Source organism: Comamonas piscis (genome assembly GCF_014109725.1).
Classification (GTDB): domain Bacteria; phylum Pseudomonadota; class Gammaproteobacteria; order Burkholderiales; family Burkholderiaceae_C; genus Comamonas; species Comamonas piscis.
In genome coordinates this window covers 412,011-427,904 of sequence record NZ_CP058554.1, presented here as the reverse complement: position 1 = coordinate 427,904, position 15,894 = coordinate 412,011, and the positions used below count along the sequence as shown (strand labels likewise).

The window sequence follows — 15,894 nt, the reverse complement described above, 5'->3', positions numbered from 1 at the left end:
TTTGGCAGTTTTCGGTTTGGGGTGGCGATATGAGCCCGCATGCGTTGTTGTGGCGCCTTGCCATACCAAAGTATTGTCTGCGGCGCCACGCCTAGCCTGCGGGCCCATCTCGCCATTGGGGTGGTAGCTTTGGGCGCTCTGCGCGCTGCTGGGCTCGTCGTTGAATACCGGAATCACTATCCTGGTTTCCTGCTGCTTTTCTGTGTTCCCCTTCCTCCAAAAAAACGCGACCTTCGGGTCGCGTTGTCGTTGGGGGTAAGTCGGTGGACTGCTGGCGGTTCGTGGATAACTTGGCGGCTTATCCACAAAACTATGCACATTGCTGCGCTTTTCCCCTCAGTTATGCACTGGGCTCGGCCGTGTTGTCGTAGGCGTGGGCTTTCCAGTACTTGAAGGTGCCTTGGGCGGTGGCCAGGATGCGGCGGTCGGCGTCGTAGATGTTGGCTTGGCAGGTGCAGAGCGAGCGGCCCTGGTTGATGACCCAGCCTTCGGCGACGAGGGGGCCGCGGCCGGGGTAGATAAAGCGCGAGGACATTTCAACGGTGACGGCGGTGCTGGAGGGCGCGCCGGGCGCGAGCACGGCGGCGCGGGACATGGCGACGTCGAGCAGGGTCATCAGAATGCCGCCATGCGCGGCGGGCAGCTGGTTGCACAGTTCCTCGCGCAGGTCGGGCAGGTGCACGCGCACGATGCCGTCTTCATAGTTCGGATCCTGGCGCGCGCCGATGAGGCGCAGAAAGGGTACGCGGCTGTTCAGGTCCTCGATGCTCAGCTGGGGGCGGGAGGGCGTGGTGCTCATGCGGCGGCCTTGGCTTCGCGCACCATGTTGCGCGCGATGATGATCTGCTGGATCTGGGTCGTGCCTTCATACAGGCGGAACAGGCGCACATCGCGGTAGAAGCGCTCGATGCCGTACTCGGCCATATAGCCCGAGCCGCCCAGGATCTGCACCGCGCGGTCGGCCACGCGGCCGCACATCTCGGTGGCAAACATCTTGGCGCTCGATGCCTCGGTGGAGACGTTCTGGCCCGCATCGCGGCGGCGCGCGGCATCGATGGTCATGCACTCGGCGGCATAGAGCTCGGCCTGGCTGTCGGCCAGCATTGCCTGCACCAGCTGAAAGTCGCAGATCGCCTGGCCAAACTGCTTGCGCTCCAGCGCGTACTGCAGCGCATCGCGCAGGATGCGCTTGGCGCAACCCACCGCTACGGCGGCGATGTGGATACGTCCTTTTTCCAGCACCTTCATCGCCGTTTTGAAGCCCCGGCCCTCTTGCAGGCCGATCAGGTTGGCGGCGGGCACCTTGACGTTGTCAAAGATGACATCGCAGGTGTGGGCGCCGCGCTGGCCCATCTTCTTGTCGTACTTGCCAAAGCTGATGCCCGGGGTCTTCGCATCGACGATAAAGGACGAGACACCACCGGCGCCCTTGTCGGCCGGGTTGGTGCGCGCCATCAAGGTGAACATGCCGGCATGGGGCGCATTGGTGATGAAGCGCTTGGTGCCGTTGACGAGGTAGTGGTCACCCTGCTTGATCGCGGTGGTGCGCAAGGATGCTGCATCCGAGCCGGCTTCGGGCTCGGTCAGCGCGAATGACGCGATGATCTCGCCGGTCGCCATGCGTGGCAGCCATTCGGCCTTCTGCGCATCGGTGCCATCCATCAGAATGCCTTGCGAGCCAATGCCTACTGTGGTGCCAATCACCGAGCGGAAGGCGGGGGAGGTCTGGCACAGCTCCAGCAGCACATGCACTTCCTCCTCCATCGTCAGCTCCAGCCCGCCAAACTCCTCGGGGATGGTCAGGCCAAACAGGCCCAGCTCGCGCATCTCCTGCACGATGGCCTCAGGAATCTCGTCGGTCTCGGCGACTTCGTTCTCGGCGGGCACCAGGCGCTCGCGCACAAAGCGGCGCACGCTGTCGAGCAGTGCGTCCAGGGTTTCTTGGTCTCGAATCATGGAATGTTCTCTGTTGCGGGCCTTTAGAGCGTTGCCGCCGTGCCCAAGATCGCCGTGGCCTGGCTGGACAGGGTGCCGCCATTGCCGTGGGCCAGTGCCAGCTGGGCGCCCGCCACCTGGCGATCGCCGCAGTTGCCGCGCAGCTGGCGCACGGCCTCGATCAGAGCAAAGATGCCGTACATGCCCGGGTGTACGCAAGACAGTCCTCCGCCATTGGTGTTGACCGGCAGGCTGCCGCCCGGCGCAATCGCGCCGCTGGCGACAAACGCACCCGCCTCGCCCTTGTTGACAAAGCCCAGGTCTTCGAGGAACAGCAAGGTGTTGATGGTGAAGGCGTCATACAACTCCACCACATCCATGTCCTGCGCCGTCAGGCCCGCCATCGCAAAGGCCTGTGCACCCGATTGGCTGGCCGCCGTGACGGTAAGGTCGGGCATCGACGAGATCTGGCGGTTCCAGCAGGCCGTGGCATTGCCCAGCACATAGATGGGCGCGTTCGGGCCGCGCTGCGCATCCTCTGCGCGGCTCAGCACAAAGGCGCCGCCGCCATCGGTCACCAGGCAGCAATCGCGCACGGTGAAGGGATCGGCCACCATGCGTGCGCCCAGCACCTGCTCGATGGTCAGCGGGTCGCGCATAAGGGCCTCAGGGTTCTTCTGCGCCCACTGGCGGGCCGAGACGGCCACGGCAGCCAGCTGCTCGCGCGTAGTGCCGTACTGGTGCATGTGGCGCGCAGCGGCCATCGCATAGGCAGCGACCGGCATCGTCGGGTCAAAGGGGTGCTCGAACGGCTGCGGGTCCATGAACTTGCGCGCAGCGGTCGATTCTTTGCGGCCAAAGGCGGCCGAGCGTTGGGCGCTGCCGTAGCAAACCAGTACATGCTTGCACTGGCCGGCCTCCAAAGCCATGATCGACGGCAGCAGGTGGGCGATAAAGCTGGAGCCGCCCAGCATGGTGCCGTTGACATAGTTCGGGTTGATGCCCAGGTGCTCGATCACCGGCATCGGCCACATCGTGGCATTGACGCTGCAGGTGGCCAAGCCGTCGATGTCCTGCATCGTCAGCCCCGCCTCGGCGACGGCCGCATGGGCGGCGCGTGCGAGCAGCAGCATGTCGTCCGAGCCCGGGGCTTCGCCGCAGCCATAGGTGGCCACGCCGGTGATGGCGGCCTTGCCGCGCAGCGCGCGCAGGCCGCTGCTGGTATGTACTTGTGCCATGTTTTATCCCTCTTGTTATGCGGCTTTGAACACCACTAGGCCCTTGCCGTTGTGCGTGATCACCTGGGCCTGCACGGCCATGCCGATCTTCACATCGGCGGGCGCCATGCCTTCGACGCGGCTCATCATGCGCGGGCCTTCCGCCAGGTCCACCAGCGCCACGTTGTAGTCGCCCCCGGCCTCGGCCTTGCGGCGGATCACCGTGGTCGAGTAGACCGTGCCTTTGCCGCTGGGTGGCTCCCAGGCCAGCGCATCGCTGCCGCAATGCGGGCACAACTCGCGGGGGTAGAAGATGGCCTGGGCGCAGGCCTTGCAGCGCTGAATCTGGAAGCTGCCCGAGTCCAATGCAGCCTGGTACTGGCTTGACATCGAGGGTGTCATTGCGGAATCTTTCTGAGGAGATAGCGGATGCTGAAGCATGGCCCCATTGCCTGCTGCACGCAATTATTGGTTGCCGAAGAGGGGGTTTGGCCGCGCTTGACGAACCTGGGTGACACTGCTTTCGCTTCTGTGGGTATCAGGGTTTTCTAGGCTTTGGCGCAGGCTAAGGCGGCGCTTGGCAAATGCAGAAACCACCGGGCCAGAAATCTCTAGCATCGTCTGTCAAACGCTTTCTATAAAACCGGAGACAAGACCATGAAAATGACCGCGCTGGCTTTGGCCATGGCCGCATGCTGCACCACGGGCGCGCAAGCGCAGGGCATCTCTGACAACGTCGTCAAGATTGCCGTGCTCAGCGATATGTCCGGCCCCTATGCCGATACGGCAGGGCGCGGCTCGCTGGAGGCCACCCGCATGGCGGTGGAGGACTTTGGCGGCACGGTAGGGGGCAAGAAGATCGAGGTGGTATTTGCCGATCACCAGGGCAAGGCCGATGTCGGTGCCAGCCGTGCACGCACCTGGTTCGATACCGATGGTGTGGACGTGGTGGTTGACCTCAACAACTCGGCCGTCGCGATGGCCGTCTACAACCTGGCCAAGGAGCGCAACAAGCTGGTGCTGACCTCGGGCGGCGCATCGGATGCGCTGACCAGCGAGGCCTGCATGCCCACCGCCATCCACTACACCTATGACACCTATGCGATGGCCAGCGGTGTGGCCCATGCGATGCTGGAAAAAGGCAAAAACGACTGGTACATCATGGCGGTGGACTATGCCTTCGGCAAGGCCGGCGCCGAGACGGTGACCAATATCGTCAGCAAGGGCGGCGGCAAGATCGTGGGCCGCACCAACTTCCCGCTCAATGCCAGCGATTTCTCGTCCTTTGTGCTGCAGGCGCAGGAGTCGAAAGCCTCGGTGGTCACCCTGGTGAGCGCCGGCAATGACACCATCAATGCAATCAAGTCCGCCAAGCAGTTTGGCCTGATGCAAAAGCAGACCGTGGCGCCGCAGTTCATGTTCATCCAGGATGTGCATTCGCTGGGCCTGCGCACCGCCCAGGGCCTGACCTTTGCCACCGCCTTCTACTGGGACCGCACGCCTGAGACACGCGCTTTCTCGCAGCGCTTTTTTGAGCGCATGGGCAAGAAGAGCATGCCCTCGATGGTGCATGCCGGCACCTATTCGGCGGTCACCCAGTACCTCAAGGCCGTGGCCGCCATCAATTCGGACGATGGCCCCGCCGTCACCAAGTACCTCAAGTCCAACAAGATCGAAGATTTCTTCAGCCAGAACGGCCATGTGCGCGAGGACGGCCGCATGGTGCACGACCTCTACCTGGCCCAGGTCAAGTCGCCCGAAGAGTCCAAGGGCCCTTGGGACTACTACAAGATCCTCGCCACCATCCCGGGTGACAAGGCCTTCCGGCCGATGGCCGATGGCAAGTGCGCTTTTGTGAAGAAGTAAACACAGCCTTATCCACAAGCCACGCGGTCTTCTTGTCAGAAAGACCGCGTTGTGCCTTCCAAACCCCTGGCAGGAGCCACCCATGTCCCAAACTTATCCACAGTTGCAACTGTTTATCAACGGCCAATGGCTGTCCGCCGACGGCCGCAAGAGCGAGCCGGTCATCAACCCGCTGGACGAATCCACACTGGGCCAGCTGCCCCACGCCAGCCCGGCCGATCTGCAGGCCGCCTTGCAGGCCGCCAATGCGGCCTTTGAAGGCTGGAAGCGCACATCGCCGCTGGCCCGCTCGGACATCTTGCGCAAGGCCGCCAACCTGATCCGCGAGCGTGCCGACCACATTGCCCGCTGCATGACCTTGGAGCAGGGCAAGCCGGTGCGCGAAGCCAAGCTGGAAGTGCTGGCCGCTGCCGACACCTACGACTGGTACGCCGAAGAAGGCCGCCGCAACTATGGCCGCCTGGTGCCAGGCAAGACCCCGACGCAGCGCATTGCGGTACACCATGAGCCGGTCGGCGTCTGCGCCGCCTTTGCGCCCTGGAACTTCCCCGCCATCACCCCCGCGCGCAAGATTGCCGGCGCCCTGGCCGCTGGCTGCACCCTGGTGCTCAAGCCCGCCGAGGAAACCCCCGCCACCGCCCAGGAGCTGGTGAGGGTGCTGCACGATGCCGGCCTGCCCGCCGGTGTGCTGAACATGGTGTTTGGCGTGCCCGCCGAGGTATCGGGCTACCTGCTCGACCAGCCCGAGGTGGCCAAGTTCTCTTTCACCGGCTCCACCGCCGTGGGCAAGATGCTGGCCTCGCATGCCGCCAAGAGCATGAAGCGCGCGACCCTGGAGTTGGGCGGCCATGCCCCCGTCATCGTCTGGAAGGATGCCGACATCGACAAGGCCGCCGATGCGCTGGTGGCTGGCAAGTTCCGCAACGCCGGCCAGGTCTGCATCTCGCCCACGCGCTTTTATGTGCACCGCGAGGTGTTCGACCGCTTTGTGACCGCCTTTGTCGAGCGCACCAAGAAGCTCAAGGTTGGCAGTGGCCTGGATGACGCCAGCCAGATGGGTCCGCTGGCCAACCCGCGCCGCATCGAGGCGCTCACCCGCCTGATCGCCGATGCGCAAGAGAAGGGCGCCACCCTGCACACCGGCGGCAAGCGCATGCCCGGCAAGGGCTTCTTCTGGGAGCCCTCCGTCCTCAGCAACCTGCCCGAAGACGCCGGCCTGATGAACGAGGAGCCCTTTGGCCCCGTCGCGCTGATCAATCCCATCGCCGACATGGACGAAGCGCTGCAGCGCGCCAACCGCCTGCAATACGGCCTGGCCGCCTATGCCTTCACGCAAGACAGCGGCGTACGCCAGCAGCTCTCCAACGGCGTGCAAACCGGCATGCTCGGCATCAACACCTTGAACATCTCCATGTCCGAAGCACCGTTTGGCGGCGTCAAGGAAAGCGGCTGGGGCTCGGAATGCGGGATTGAAGGGCTGCAGGCTTATTGCAATATCAAGCTGGTGAGTGAGGACCAGTAAAACCTGCTGTCCATTCCGGCGCCCTGCTACGGGGCGCCGGAATGGAACCAAAAGGCGCCTCAGGTATTCAGACCGCAGATTCGCCGCTGGTGTGCCTCTACGCCAGCGCCTTCTGTTTTAAAAAATACAAAGATGAGCGCAAGTTTGCAGATCGGGCCGTTCTCACTGCCCTGGGGTTTGGTCATCTTGATGCTGGCATGGCTGCTGGCCGATGTGCTGTTGGCGCGCTGGGCGCGGCAGCGGGGTCTGTCTACGACGCCGCATGCCTGGCTGCTGCCGCTGCTGGCGCTGGTCGCAGCGCGGCTGGGCTTTGTGGCCCGTTATGCCGATGAGTACCTGGCGCAGCCGCTGTCGCTGTTCAATGTGCGCGATGGGGGCTGGGAGCCCTGGGCCGCGCTGGCGGTGACCGTTGTTTATATTTGGTGGCTGTGGTTGCGCAAAAAGGCAGTGTTGCAGCCGCTGGCGGGTGCGGCGGCGCTGTTTGCGGTGCTGTGGCTGGGCGGCAATGCGCTGGTGTACCAGTTCTCGCCCAGCGCCAAGGCGCTGCCGCAGCTGGCGCTGGTGGCGTTGGATGCGCAAACCCATGCGATCGACCAGTTCAAAGGCAAGCCCGTGGTCATCAACCTCTGGGCCAGCTGGTGCACCCCTTGCGTGCGCGAGATGCCCGCGCTGCTGGAGGCGCAAAAGCGCTACCCGCAGGCGCAGTTTCTGTGGGTGAACCAGCAAGAGGCGCCCGAGGTGGTGCTGAAGGCCGCACGCGGCTTTGGCCTGCCCGATGGCCAGGTGCTGCTGGACCCGCGCAACAGCATGGGCGAAGTGGCCGGCAGCCGCGCACTGCCGACGACCCTGTTCTATGACGCAAATGGCCAGCTGCAGGGCCAGCGTGTGGGCGAGCTGTCAGGGGCCAGCTTGAACGAGTTCATGCAAAAGATCGTGCCAGCCACCGGCAGCTAAGCCGATCGCTTGCGACTGCATGGAGGGGCGCGCTCGGGTATCGCAGCGCTCCCCATCCCCGGGGCGCTATCCTTGGCGGCTGACCACCCCCACGCCCCACCATGACCTCCCAACGCCCGCCCGTCAGACGCCTGGATACTTACAGCCTGCGGCTGTTCATTGCCGTGGTGCATGCGGGCTCGATTGCCCGCGCTGCGGAGACCGAGCACATTGCATCATCGGCGCTGAGCCGGCGACTGTCGGACCTGGAGCATGCCTTTGGCACGGCCTTGCTGGTGCGCTCGCCGCGTGGCGTGGTGCTGACCGATGCGGGGCGCCGGGTGTTTGAGCGGGGCATGCAGATTGATGAAGAGCTGCAAGGCTTGGTGCGCGAGGTGCAGGAGCAGGGCGATGAGGTGCGCGGCACCGTGCGGCTCTACGCCAATATGTCGGCGGTGGTGGGATTTCTGCCGGAGAAGCTGTCGCAGTTCCGCGCGCGCTATCCGCATGTGCGCATCTCCTTGCACGAGGCCGATACCCGCGAGGTGCTGCGCGCCTGTCTGGATGACCGCGCCGATGTTGGTGTTGGCGTGGCCGTGCCACCGGCCTCGGGGCTGGATGCCTGGTTTTTTGCCAGCGATCCGCTGCAGGTGGTGATCCCCAGCGGCCATGCCTTGGCGGCGCTGGATGCGGTTGATTTTGCGCAGGTGCTGGCCCACCCTTTGATTGGCGTACACCAGGGCGGCGCGCTCGATCGCATGCTACACGAGCGGGCCGAGGCCGCGCAGCAGCGCTTCAACCCCGAGGTATCGCTCAGCAGCTTTGATGCCGTCTGCCGCATGGTGGAAGCGGGTCTGGGCATTGCGGTGATTCCACAAAGCGCCGCTGCCGCCTATGCCGGCACAGCAGGCTTTGTGCTGCGGCCACTGGCCGAGCCCTGGGCGCAGCGCGAGCTGCACCTGTATGCCTTGCGCCGCCAGCCCCAGTTGCGCACCACCCAGGCCCTGCTGCAGGTGCTGCAAGGCGCTGTGGAGTAGCTCCCCGGGTAATCCCGGTGATCGATTTTTGCGCTATCCCCTGTGCTGTCTTAGCGCTTCCCGCAGCGCGGCGCCACCGCGATGATGGGGCATGCCAAGCACCAGCCCCACCGCACTGCATTTTTCTCCCCGCATTCTGTACCTGAGCCAGAACCCCGCCTGCGTGCAGCAGGTGCTGGCCGGCGAGCAGCTGCCACTGGCGGCGGCCCAGCCGCTGCGCGACGATGTCTCCACCGACGAGATCACGCCGATTGCAATCCTGACGCACTTTGACGATGCGCTGGGCCACTACCCCTACAGCGGCTTCCAGGCTGGTGGTGTGTTCCCGATTGCCGCCGGTGCGCTGCGCGGCAGCGGTATCGAGGTCGTTGTCGCGGGCAAGCGCTACGGCAAGGGCTCCTCGCGCGAGCACAGCCCCATGGCCGAAAAGCTGGCCGGCGTGCGGCTGGTGATTGCCGAGAGCTTTGAGCGCATCTACCGGCAGAACGCCGACAACATCGGCCTGATCACCTCGACCGACCTCAGCCTGGTCCCGCGCATTGCTGCCGGTGAGGCGATTGCCTGGCAAGAGCTGCTGGCCGGGCGCGATGCGCTGGCCGCCGCCATCCTTATGCAAGGTGGCCTGCTGGCCTTTGGTCGTGCGCATCTGGCGAATGTGGCCCATGTAGACAGCGCAGCGCCGCCCGCACCAGCACCGACCACCCAGCCGCGCACCTTGTTCGAGAAGATCGTCGCCCGGCATGCACTGCCCACGGCGGTCACCCCGGCCCAGCCGGTTGCTGGCGATGGCGCCTTTGTGCGGGCCGACTGGCGCTTTATCCACGAGTACTACACGGGCATGGCCGCGCACATGCTGCATGCCAGCCTGGGCCGCCCGCTGCCGCTCAACGACCCGGCATCGATCCTGGTGTTTGAGGACCACACCTCCTATGTGCAAGAGAGCCCCGCCCATGTGCGCGGCGGTCTGGTGCCCAATGTGCATCGCATGGTGCAGGCGCAGCGCAGCTTTGCCGCTGACTACGCCCTGCACAGCTACCGCACCCTGACGGAAGACGAGGCCTTGCGCGATGACGGCAGCAATGTGGCGGGCATCTCGCACGCGATGATGACCGAGCGCCATGCGCTGCCCGGCCAGTTGGTAGTGGGCACCGATTCGCACACGACCCATAGCGGCGCACTGGGCTGCGTGGCCTTTGGCGTGGGCACCACCGACATGGCCAATGCCTTTGTCACCGGTGCCGTGCGCCTGACCCTGCCGCAAAGCCTGCGCATTGTGCTCGATGGTGCGCTGGCGCCAGGTGTGGCTGCCAAGGATGTCGTGCTGCACCTGCTGGCCCAGCCCTTGATCCGCGCCGGCGGAGGCGTTGGCAAGCTGTTTGAGTTTTGCGGCACGGCCGTCGCCCAGATGGGCACCGATGAGCGCGCCACCCTAACGAATATGACGGCCGAGCTGGGTGGCTTTACCGGCATCGTCGCGCCAGATGCGGAGACCGTGCGCTTTCTGCGCGAGCGGCGCGGTATTGACTTTGTGCTGGAGGACTGGATGCACAGCGACCCGGGCGCCGACTATGCGCAGACCATCCACATCGACTGCGCGGCCGTGCCCGCCATGGTGGCCAGCCCCGGCGATCCGGGCAATGGGCGGCCATTGGCATCGATCACGGCGCCGCTGCGTATCGACATTGCCTACGGCGGCTCTTGCACCGCCGGCAAGCGCGAGGATTTTGTGCACTACCACCAGGTGCTGCACTGGGCTGCCGAGCGCGGCCTGAAGGTGGCGCCTGGCGTGCAGCTGTTTCTGCAGTTTGGCACCACCGCCGTGCGCGACCACTGTGCGGATGCTGGCTACCTCGATGCCTTTGAGCGCGTTGGTGCGCGCATGCTGCAGCCCTCGTGCGGGGCCTGCGGCAACTGCGGCCCGGGGGGCTCGGAGCGCGCTGACCAGGTCACGGTCAGCGCCATCAACCGCAATTTTCCGGGCCGTGGCGGGCCCGGCAGCGTTTGGCTGGCCAGCCCCGCCACCGTGGCTGCCAGCGCGATCGCCGGTGAGCTCATGTCGTTTGAGGAGCTGAGACGCCGCTTTTCCCACTGAGAAAAAAAGAGACCAGGAGACAGCGATGAAAAAAGCAAACCAAGCCAGCAAGCGCCGCTTGTTGACGATGCTGCCTGTGCTGGCAGCCGCCCTGTGGCTAGCGCCCTGGCAGGCCCATGCCCAGTTGGCCAGCACAGACAAGCCCATTCGCATGGTCGTGCCGCTGGCCGCAGGATCGACGGTCGATGCCGTGGCCCGTGCGCTGGCGCCCGGTTTTGGCCGCAGTACCGGGCACCCGGTGGTGGTCGAAAACATTGCCGGGGCAGGCGGCATCCCCGGCACGGCCCAGGTAGTGCGGGCGCACAAGGATGGGCTGACCCTGGGCATGATCTCGTCCAACCATGTGATCAACCCCGGCATCTACCCGACCATTCCCTATGACAGCCTGCGCGACATCACCCCGATTGCGGTGCTGGCCACCGTGCCGCTGGTGCTGGTGGCGAATGCCAAGCTGCCGGTGACGGACCTGGCACAGCTGCGTGCCTATGCCAAGGCGCACCCGGGCACGCTCAACTACGGCTCGGCCGGCAATGGCAGCACCCTGCACCTGGCCAGCGAGCTGTTGATTGCCGAGACCGGCATCGACATCAAGCATGTGCCCTACCGGGGCACCGGGCCGCTGATCACCGACCTGATGGGTGGCCAGGTGCAGCTGGCCTTTGTGTCGGTATCGCAGGCGCTGCCGCAGATCAAGGCCGGCAGCTTGCGTGCCATTGCGCTGTCCACCACGCAGCGCTCTGCCGCGCTGCCCGATGTGCCCACCGTGGCCGAAGCGGGCGTGCCCGGCTACAGCTTTGATGCCTGGATTGCGCTGGTGGGCCCGGCCGGCCTGCCCAAGCCCATCGTCGACCAGTACGCTACCGCCATGAAGACCGCACTGGCCTCGCCCGAGGCGCAGACCGCCATCGCCGGCCAGGGCCTGATGGTGCTGGACAAGGGCCCGGCGCAGGCTCCCGCCTTCTTCCAGGAGGAGCTGGCCAAGCACCAGAAGCTGGTGAAGCTCTCGGGCGCGAGGATCGACTGATGGCGATGGCCCAAGCAACCGCTGCGCCACCATCGCTGCCCAACCGAAGCGCTGACCTCTGCGACCAGCTGGGCAGCGCCGCCCAGCTCTGCGAGGCGGCCTGGCAATCCTATGGCGGGCGCGCATCGGCCAGCGGCCGTATCCAGACCTTGCGCTGCCACGAGGATGCCGGCCTGCTCCGCCAGACCTTGGAAACCGCCGGTGGCGGGCGCTTGCTGGTGGTTGATGCCGGGGCATCGCTGCGGGTTGCCGTGCTGGGCGACCGCATGGCGCGCATCGCGCTGGACAACGGCTGGGCGGGCCTGCTGGTCTATGGCGCGGTGCGCGATACGGATGTGTTGGCCGGCATGGACCTGGCGGTGTTTGCGCTGGGCCGCACGCCGCTGCGGGGAACCGGCAACGGCGGCGGGGCGCTGGGCATGGCGCTGCAGCTGGGTGGTGCCAGTCTGCAGCCGGGGGACTACCTGGTGATGGACCCCGACGGCGTGGTGGTGGCCAATCAGGCCTGAGCCTGCTCCGCCTCCAGCCGGGCTTGCAGCTCGCGCTTCATCACCTTGCCATTGGCGTTCACCGGCAGTTCATCGATGGCGATGATGCGTGCCGGTCGCTTGTAGGGCGCCAGGTGTTCGCGCAAGTGCGCTTGCAGGGCATCCAGGTCCGGTGGATGGCGGGCATCCTGCACCACAAAGGCGATCACGGCCTCGTTGCCATCGGCCTCCTTCTGGCCCACGACGGCGGCGCGCTGGATGCCGGGAAAGCTGCCCAGCGCATGTTCGACCTCGCTGGGGTAGACGTTGAAGCCCGAGCGGATGATCATCTCCTTGAGGCGGCCCACGACAAACAGCGCACCATCGGCATGCAGCTCGCCCAGGTCGCCAGTGGCATACCAGCCGCCTTCGCGCAAGGCGGCGGCCGTGGCTTCGGGGTCACGGAAGTAGCCGGGCATCAGACCCGTGCCACGCACCCAGATCTCGCCCCGCTCGCCGGTCGGCAGCGGACGGCCGCTGTGCGGATCGACGATCTGCAATTCCGCGCCATCGATGCAGTAGCCAGCGCTGGTGTCGCTGCGGGCTTCGTTGATGCGGGTCAGGTGCAGCGAGCCGGCGTATTCGCTCATGGCATAGCCGTGGTGCAGGGTCTGGCCAAACAGCGCCTCAACCTTGGTTTTCAGCGCCAGATCGAGGGGGCCGGCGCCCGTGTAGAGGTAGCGCAGATGCGGTGCCGCCGGCTGACTGATGCCATGCTGCTCGCAGTGCTGCAGCAGGCGCGCAAACAGGGTGGGCGGGCCTTGCAGCTGGGTGATGCCATGGTGGGCCAGCGCATCCAGCAGATCGGCGGGTTCAAACTGGCTGCGCATCTCCAGCGCCGCCCCGGCCGACAGCGAGGCCAGCAGCACGGTGCCCAGGCCAAAGATATGGGTCATCGGCACAAAGGCATAGACCTTGTCATTTGGCCCCAGCCGGCGTGACTGGGCCGAGACGCGGGCAAAGTGCGCCACACCGCGCTGGCTCATCAGCACACCCTTGGGGGTGCCGGTGGTGCCGGAAGTGAAGATGATGGCGGCCACCGGATTGCCGTCCGGCTCAGGCTCGGCCCGCGCATCGCTGCGCACTGCGGTGTGGGCCAGGCCCGGCACGCAGGAGGGGCTGACGCCATAGCGCTCGGCGTGGGCGGCGGCGGCCTTGGAGACGCGGTCGGTGAAATAGACCACCCGCGCATCGGCCTTGTCGGCAAAGCCGCGCACCTCGCCCGGTGCCATGCGGGCATTGACGCCGCAGGCCCAGGCGCCCACGCGGCTGCAGGCCAGCAGCAGGGCAGCATGCTCGGGGCAGTTCTCGGCGACCACCAGCACGCGGTCGCCGCTGCGCACCTGCAGCGCGCGCAGCTCCGCCTCCAGCGCATCAACCAGGCGGCCCAGGTCGGCATAGCTCAGGGTGCGATCGGGCAGGTAGATAAAGGGCCGGTCGGGGGCCTCTTGCAGCCAGCGGTCCAGAAACTGGTGAATGCGAAATTCCATATTGGTCCTATCAGTCCACCACAATGCCCTGGGTCACGGTCGACCACATCTGGCGTTCCTTGGCAGCGCGCTCGACGAGGGTCTGGGGGGAGCCGATCCATTCGTCGTAGCCCAGCTCCTTGTACTTGGCCTTCAGCTCGGGCTGGGCCAGCGCGGCGTTGATGGCCTTGTTCAGCCGCATCTGCAGCTCGGGTGACATGCCCTTGGGGCCGTAAACGGCATACCAGCCGCCGACATCAAAGCCCTTGAGGCCTTCGATGCCGCTTTCGGCAAAGGTCGGCACATCGGGCAGCGCCGGGTTGCGCTGGGGCGAGGTCACGGCAATCGGGGTCACCTTCTTGCTGTGGATGTAGGTGCCGGCCGTGCTGATGATGTCCATCATCATGTTGATCTGGCCGCCCATCACATCGGTCATCGCTGGCGCATTGCCTCGGTAGGGCACATGGTTCAGCTCAATGCCGCTGCGCTTGGCAAACAGCAGGGTACCCAGGTGGTTGGAGCCGCCCACGCCGGCCGAGGCATAGCTGAGCTTGCCGGGGTTGGCCTTGGCATAGTCCACCAGCGCCTGCGTGGTCTTGAAGGGCTCGTTGTTGTTGGCCACCAGCACGTTGTAATAGCTCAGCACCGGCGCGATCGGGGTCAGGTCCTTGACCGGGTCGAACTGCATCTTGCGCATCACATTGGGGCTGATGGTGATGGTGGGGCTGGCGGCAAACCACAGGGTCAGGCCATCGGGGTTGGCGCGTGAGGTTTCGTTGCCCGCCAGGGTGGCGTTGGCGCCCGTCTTGTTGTCGACCATGACGGTGGTGCCCAGCTCCTTGGACAGCGCGATGGACAGCAGGCGTGCGCCCTGGTCCACGGGGCCCCCGGCCGAGTAGCCGACGATAAGGCGCACCGGTGCGCCCGATCCCAGGCCCCCTTGGGCTTGGGCAAGGGTACACAGGCTGAGGGCGGCGGCGGCCGTGGCGGCCAGCAGGTTGCGGCGGTGGATGAGGGTCATGTCTTGTCTCCTGGTTTTTTGTAAATGGTGGGGGAGGGCGGCCGGTCAGTAGCGCTCAAACACGGCGGCAATGCCCTGGCCGCCGCCGATGCACATGGTCTCCAGGCCATAGCGGCCTTTGCGGCGCTCCAGCTCATGCAGCAAGGTGGCCAAGATGCGCACGCCGGTGGCGCCAATCGGGTGGCCCAGCGAGATGCCCGAGCCGTTCACATTCAGGCGCTCGGCATCGTTCCACTCCAGGCCCTGCAGCACAGCAAGCACCTGGCAGGCAAAGGCCTCGTTGATCTCGACCAGGTCCATGTCCTGCATCGTCAGGCCCAACCTGCCCAGCAGCTTTTTGACGGCAGGCACCGGGCCAATGCCCATGCGCGAGGGCTCGCAGCCGGCAGCGGCCCAGCCCACCAGGCTGGCCATCGGCGTCAGGCCCAGCTCCTGGAGCTTGTCTTCGGCGACGATCAGGCAGGCGGCCGAGGCATCGTTTTGCTGGCTGGCATTGCCGGCGCTGACGGTGCCGCCCTTCATCAGCGCACGCAGCTTGCCCAGTGAGTCCATCGTGGCATCGGCGCGGAAGCCTTCGTCGCGGCTGAACAGCGTGGGCTCACCCTTGCGTTGGGGCACGCTGACGGGCACTACCTCGGCATCAAAGCGGCCTGCCTGCCAGGCGGCGGCCGCGCGCTGGTGGCTGCGCAGCGCAAAGGCATCGGCCTCTTCGCGGCTGATGCCGTAGTCGCGCGCCAGGTTCTCGGCGGTCTCGATCATGCCGGAGATGGCACCAAAGCGCTCCACCGGTTGCGAGCGCTCGCGGCCCCGGTCCAGGCGGTCGTACATGGTGACGCTGCCAGCGCGCTTGCCCCAGCGCATATCGGTGGTGTAGTACTCGATATTGCTCATGCTCTCCACCCCGCCGGCGATCACCACATCGGCGGCGCCGCTTTGCACCATCATGCAGGCGGTGACCACGGCTTGCAGGCCGCCACCGCAGCGGCGGTCCAGCTGCATGCCAGGCACCTCCACCGGCAAGCCCGCCTGCAGCGCGGCCCAGCGGCCCACGCAAGGCGTCTCGCTGCTAGCGTAAGACTGGGCAAACACCACATCGTCGATGCGGCTGGGGTCGATGCCACTGCGCTCGACCACGGCACGCACGGTGGTCGCTGCCAGGTCCTCGACCGAGACGGGGCGCAGGCTACCCCCGTAGGTGCCCACCGGGGTTCGCAAAGGGGTGACGATGGCGGCTTTACGCATGGTTCTCTC

At 65.8% G+C, this 15,894-nt stretch carries 14 protein-coding genes; 7 read left to right on the top strand and 7 right to left on the bottom strand.

The features are described from left to right. Positions 1-340 precede the first annotated feature (340 nt). From HS961_RS01990 to HS961_RS01975, 4 genes are read right to left on the bottom strand one after another with little or no spacing between them, the layout of a single operon-like run. A complete protein-coding gene (locus HS961_RS01990) occupies positions 341-799 on the bottom strand; it encodes a PaaI family thioesterase (protein ID WP_182326137.1) in 459 nt (152 codons plus the stop codon). Beyond that, positions 796-1,956, bottom strand: coding sequence for an acyl-CoA dehydrogenase family protein (locus tag HS961_RS01985; RefSeq protein WP_182326136.1), 1,161 nt, complete (start codon positions 1,954-1,956; stop codon positions 796-798). Before HS961_RS01985 ends, HS961_RS01990 begins: the two co-directional genes overlap by 4 nt. Positions 1,957-1,979: 23 nt before the next feature. Beyond that, a complete protein-coding gene (locus HS961_RS01980) occupies positions 1,980-3,173 on the bottom strand; it encodes a thiolase (RefSeq protein WP_182326135.1) in 1,194 nt (397 codons plus the stop codon). A gap of 15 nt (positions 3,174-3,188) precedes the next feature. Next, a complete protein-coding gene (locus HS961_RS01975; RefSeq protein ID WP_182326134.1) occupies positions 3,189-3,554 on the bottom strand; it encodes a Zn-ribbon domain-containing OB-fold protein in 366 nt (121 codons plus the stop codon). A gap of 255 nt (positions 3,555-3,809) precedes the next feature. On the opposite strand from HS961_RS01975, the gene HS961_RS01970 reads away from it, so the two are divergent. From HS961_RS01970 to rraA, 7 genes are all read left to right on the top strand, one after another. After that, the gene (locus HS961_RS01970) at positions 3,810-5,018 is read left to right on the top strand and encodes an ABC transporter substrate-binding protein (protein WP_182326133.1); all 1,209 of its coding nucleotides are present in this window, start codon (positions 3,810-3,812) and stop codon (positions 5,016-5,018) included. An 82-nt stretch (positions 5,019-5,100) separates the two neighbouring features. After that, positions 5,101-6,540: an NAD-dependent succinate-semialdehyde dehydrogenase gene (locus HS961_RS01965; protein WP_182326132.1), complete on the top strand. Its 1,440-nt coding sequence runs from the start codon at positions 5,101-5,103 to the stop codon at positions 6,538-6,540. A gap of 132 nt (positions 6,541-6,672) precedes the next feature. Next, positions 6,673-7,494 carry a TlpA disulfide reductase family protein gene (locus HS961_RS01960; protein ID WP_182326131.1) on the top strand — a complete coding sequence of 274 codons (822 nt, stop codon included), beginning with the start codon at positions 6,673-6,675 and terminating at the stop codon, positions 7,492-7,494. A 101-nt stretch (positions 7,495-7,595) separates the two neighbouring features. Continuing rightward, positions 7,596-8,510 carry a LysR substrate-binding domain-containing protein gene (locus HS961_RS01955; RefSeq protein ID WP_182326130.1) on the top strand — a complete coding sequence of 305 codons (915 nt, stop codon included), beginning with the start codon at positions 7,596-7,598 and terminating at the stop codon, positions 8,508-8,510. 91 nt (positions 8,511-8,601) lie between these two features. Next, entirely contained in the window at positions 8,602-10,602 is a 2,001-nt protein-coding gene (locus HS961_RS01950; RefSeq protein WP_182326129.1) for an aconitase family protein, read from the top strand. A gap of 67 nt (positions 10,603-10,669) precedes the next feature. Then, complete coding sequence (locus HS961_RS01945; protein ID WP_182328075.1) at positions 10,670-11,626, top strand: Bug family tripartite tricarboxylate transporter substrate binding protein; 957 nt, start codon at positions 10,670-10,672, stop codon at positions 11,624-11,626. Beyond that, positions 11,626-12,135 carry a ribonuclease E activity regulator RraA gene (rraA, locus tag HS961_RS01940; RefSeq protein WP_238347747.1) on the top strand — a complete coding sequence of 170 codons (510 nt, stop codon included), beginning with the start codon at positions 11,626-11,628 and terminating at the stop codon, positions 12,133-12,135. The genes HS961_RS01945 and rraA overlap by 1 nt, the downstream gene beginning before the upstream one ends. On the opposite strand, the gene HS961_RS01935 is transcribed toward rraA, so the two are convergent. The 3 genes from HS961_RS01935 to HS961_RS01925 are packed head-to-tail and all read right to left on the bottom strand — an operon-like array spanning position 12,126 to position 15,885. Further along, the gene (locus HS961_RS01935; RefSeq protein ID WP_182326128.1) at positions 12,126-13,643 is read right to left on the bottom strand and encodes a class I adenylate-forming enzyme family protein; all 1,518 of its coding nucleotides are present in this window, start codon (positions 13,641-13,643) and stop codon (positions 12,126-12,128) included. The genes rraA and HS961_RS01935 overlap by 10 nt on opposite strands. A gap of 10 nt (positions 13,644-13,653) precedes the next feature. Beyond that, positions 13,654-14,643, bottom strand: coding sequence for a Bug family tripartite tricarboxylate transporter substrate binding protein (locus tag HS961_RS01930; protein ID WP_182326127.1), 990 nt, complete (start codon positions 14,641-14,643; stop codon positions 13,654-13,656). Positions 14,644-14,688: 45 nt separating this feature from the next. Next, positions 14,689-15,885, bottom strand: a complete 1,197-nt coding sequence (locus tag HS961_RS01925; protein WP_182326126.1) for an acetyl-CoA C-acetyltransferase — start codon at positions 15,883-15,885, stop codon at positions 14,689-14,691. Positions 15,886-15,894 lie beyond the last annotated feature (9 nt).

What these genes read in the sequence shown, in the direction of transcription:
- HS961_RS01990 (WP_182326137.1), bottom strand. Translation starts at nt 799, where the DNA reads ATGAGCACCACGCCCTCCCGCCCCCAGCTGAGCATCGAGGACCTGAAC.
- HS961_RS01985 (WP_182326136.1), bottom strand. Translation starts at nt 1,956, where the DNA reads ATGATTCGAGACCAAGAAACCCTGGACGCACTGCTCGACAGCGTGCGC.
- HS961_RS01980 (WP_182326135.1), bottom strand. Translation starts at nt 3,173, where the DNA reads ATGGCACAAGTACATACCAGCAGCGGCCTGCGCGCGCTGCGCGGCAAG.
- HS961_RS01975 (WP_182326134.1), bottom strand. Translation starts at nt 3,554, where the DNA reads ATGACACCCTCGATGTCAAGCCAGTACCAGGCTGCATTGGACTCGGGC.
- HS961_RS01970 (WP_182326133.1), top strand. Translation starts at nt 3,810, where the DNA reads ATGAAAATGACCGCGCTGGCTTTGGCCATGGCCGCATGCTGCACCACG.
- HS961_RS01965 (WP_182326132.1), top strand. Translation starts at nt 5,101, where the DNA reads ATGTCCCAAACTTATCCACAGTTGCAACTGTTTATCAACGGCCAATGG.
- HS961_RS01960 (WP_182326131.1), top strand. Translation starts at nt 6,673, where the DNA reads ATGAGCGCAAGTTTGCAGATCGGGCCGTTCTCACTGCCCTGGGGTTTG.
- HS961_RS01955 (WP_182326130.1), top strand. Translation starts at nt 7,596, where the DNA reads ATGACCTCCCAACGCCCGCCCGTCAGACGCCTGGATACTTACAGCCTG.
- HS961_RS01950 (WP_182326129.1), top strand. Translation starts at nt 8,602, where the DNA reads ATGCCAAGCACCAGCCCCACCGCACTGCATTTTTCTCCCCGCATTCTG.
- HS961_RS01945 (WP_182328075.1), top strand. Translation starts at nt 10,670, where the DNA reads ATGCTGCCTGTGCTGGCAGCCGCCCTGTGGCTAGCGCCCTGGCAGGCC.
- rraA (WP_238347747.1), top strand. Translation starts at nt 11,626, where the DNA reads ATGGCGATGGCCCAAGCAACCGCTGCGCCACCATCGCTGCCCAACCGA.
- HS961_RS01935 (WP_182326128.1), bottom strand. Translation starts at nt 13,643, where the DNA reads ATGGAATTTCGCATTCACCAGTTTCTGGACCGCTGGCTGCAAGAGGCC.
- HS961_RS01930 (WP_182326127.1), bottom strand. Translation starts at nt 14,643, where the DNA reads ATGACCCTCATCCACCGCCGCAACCTGCTGGCCGCCACGGCCGCCGCC.
- HS961_RS01925 (WP_182326126.1), bottom strand. Translation starts at nt 15,885, where the DNA reads ATGCGTAAAGCCGCCATCGTCACCCCTTTGCGAACCCCGGTGGGCACC.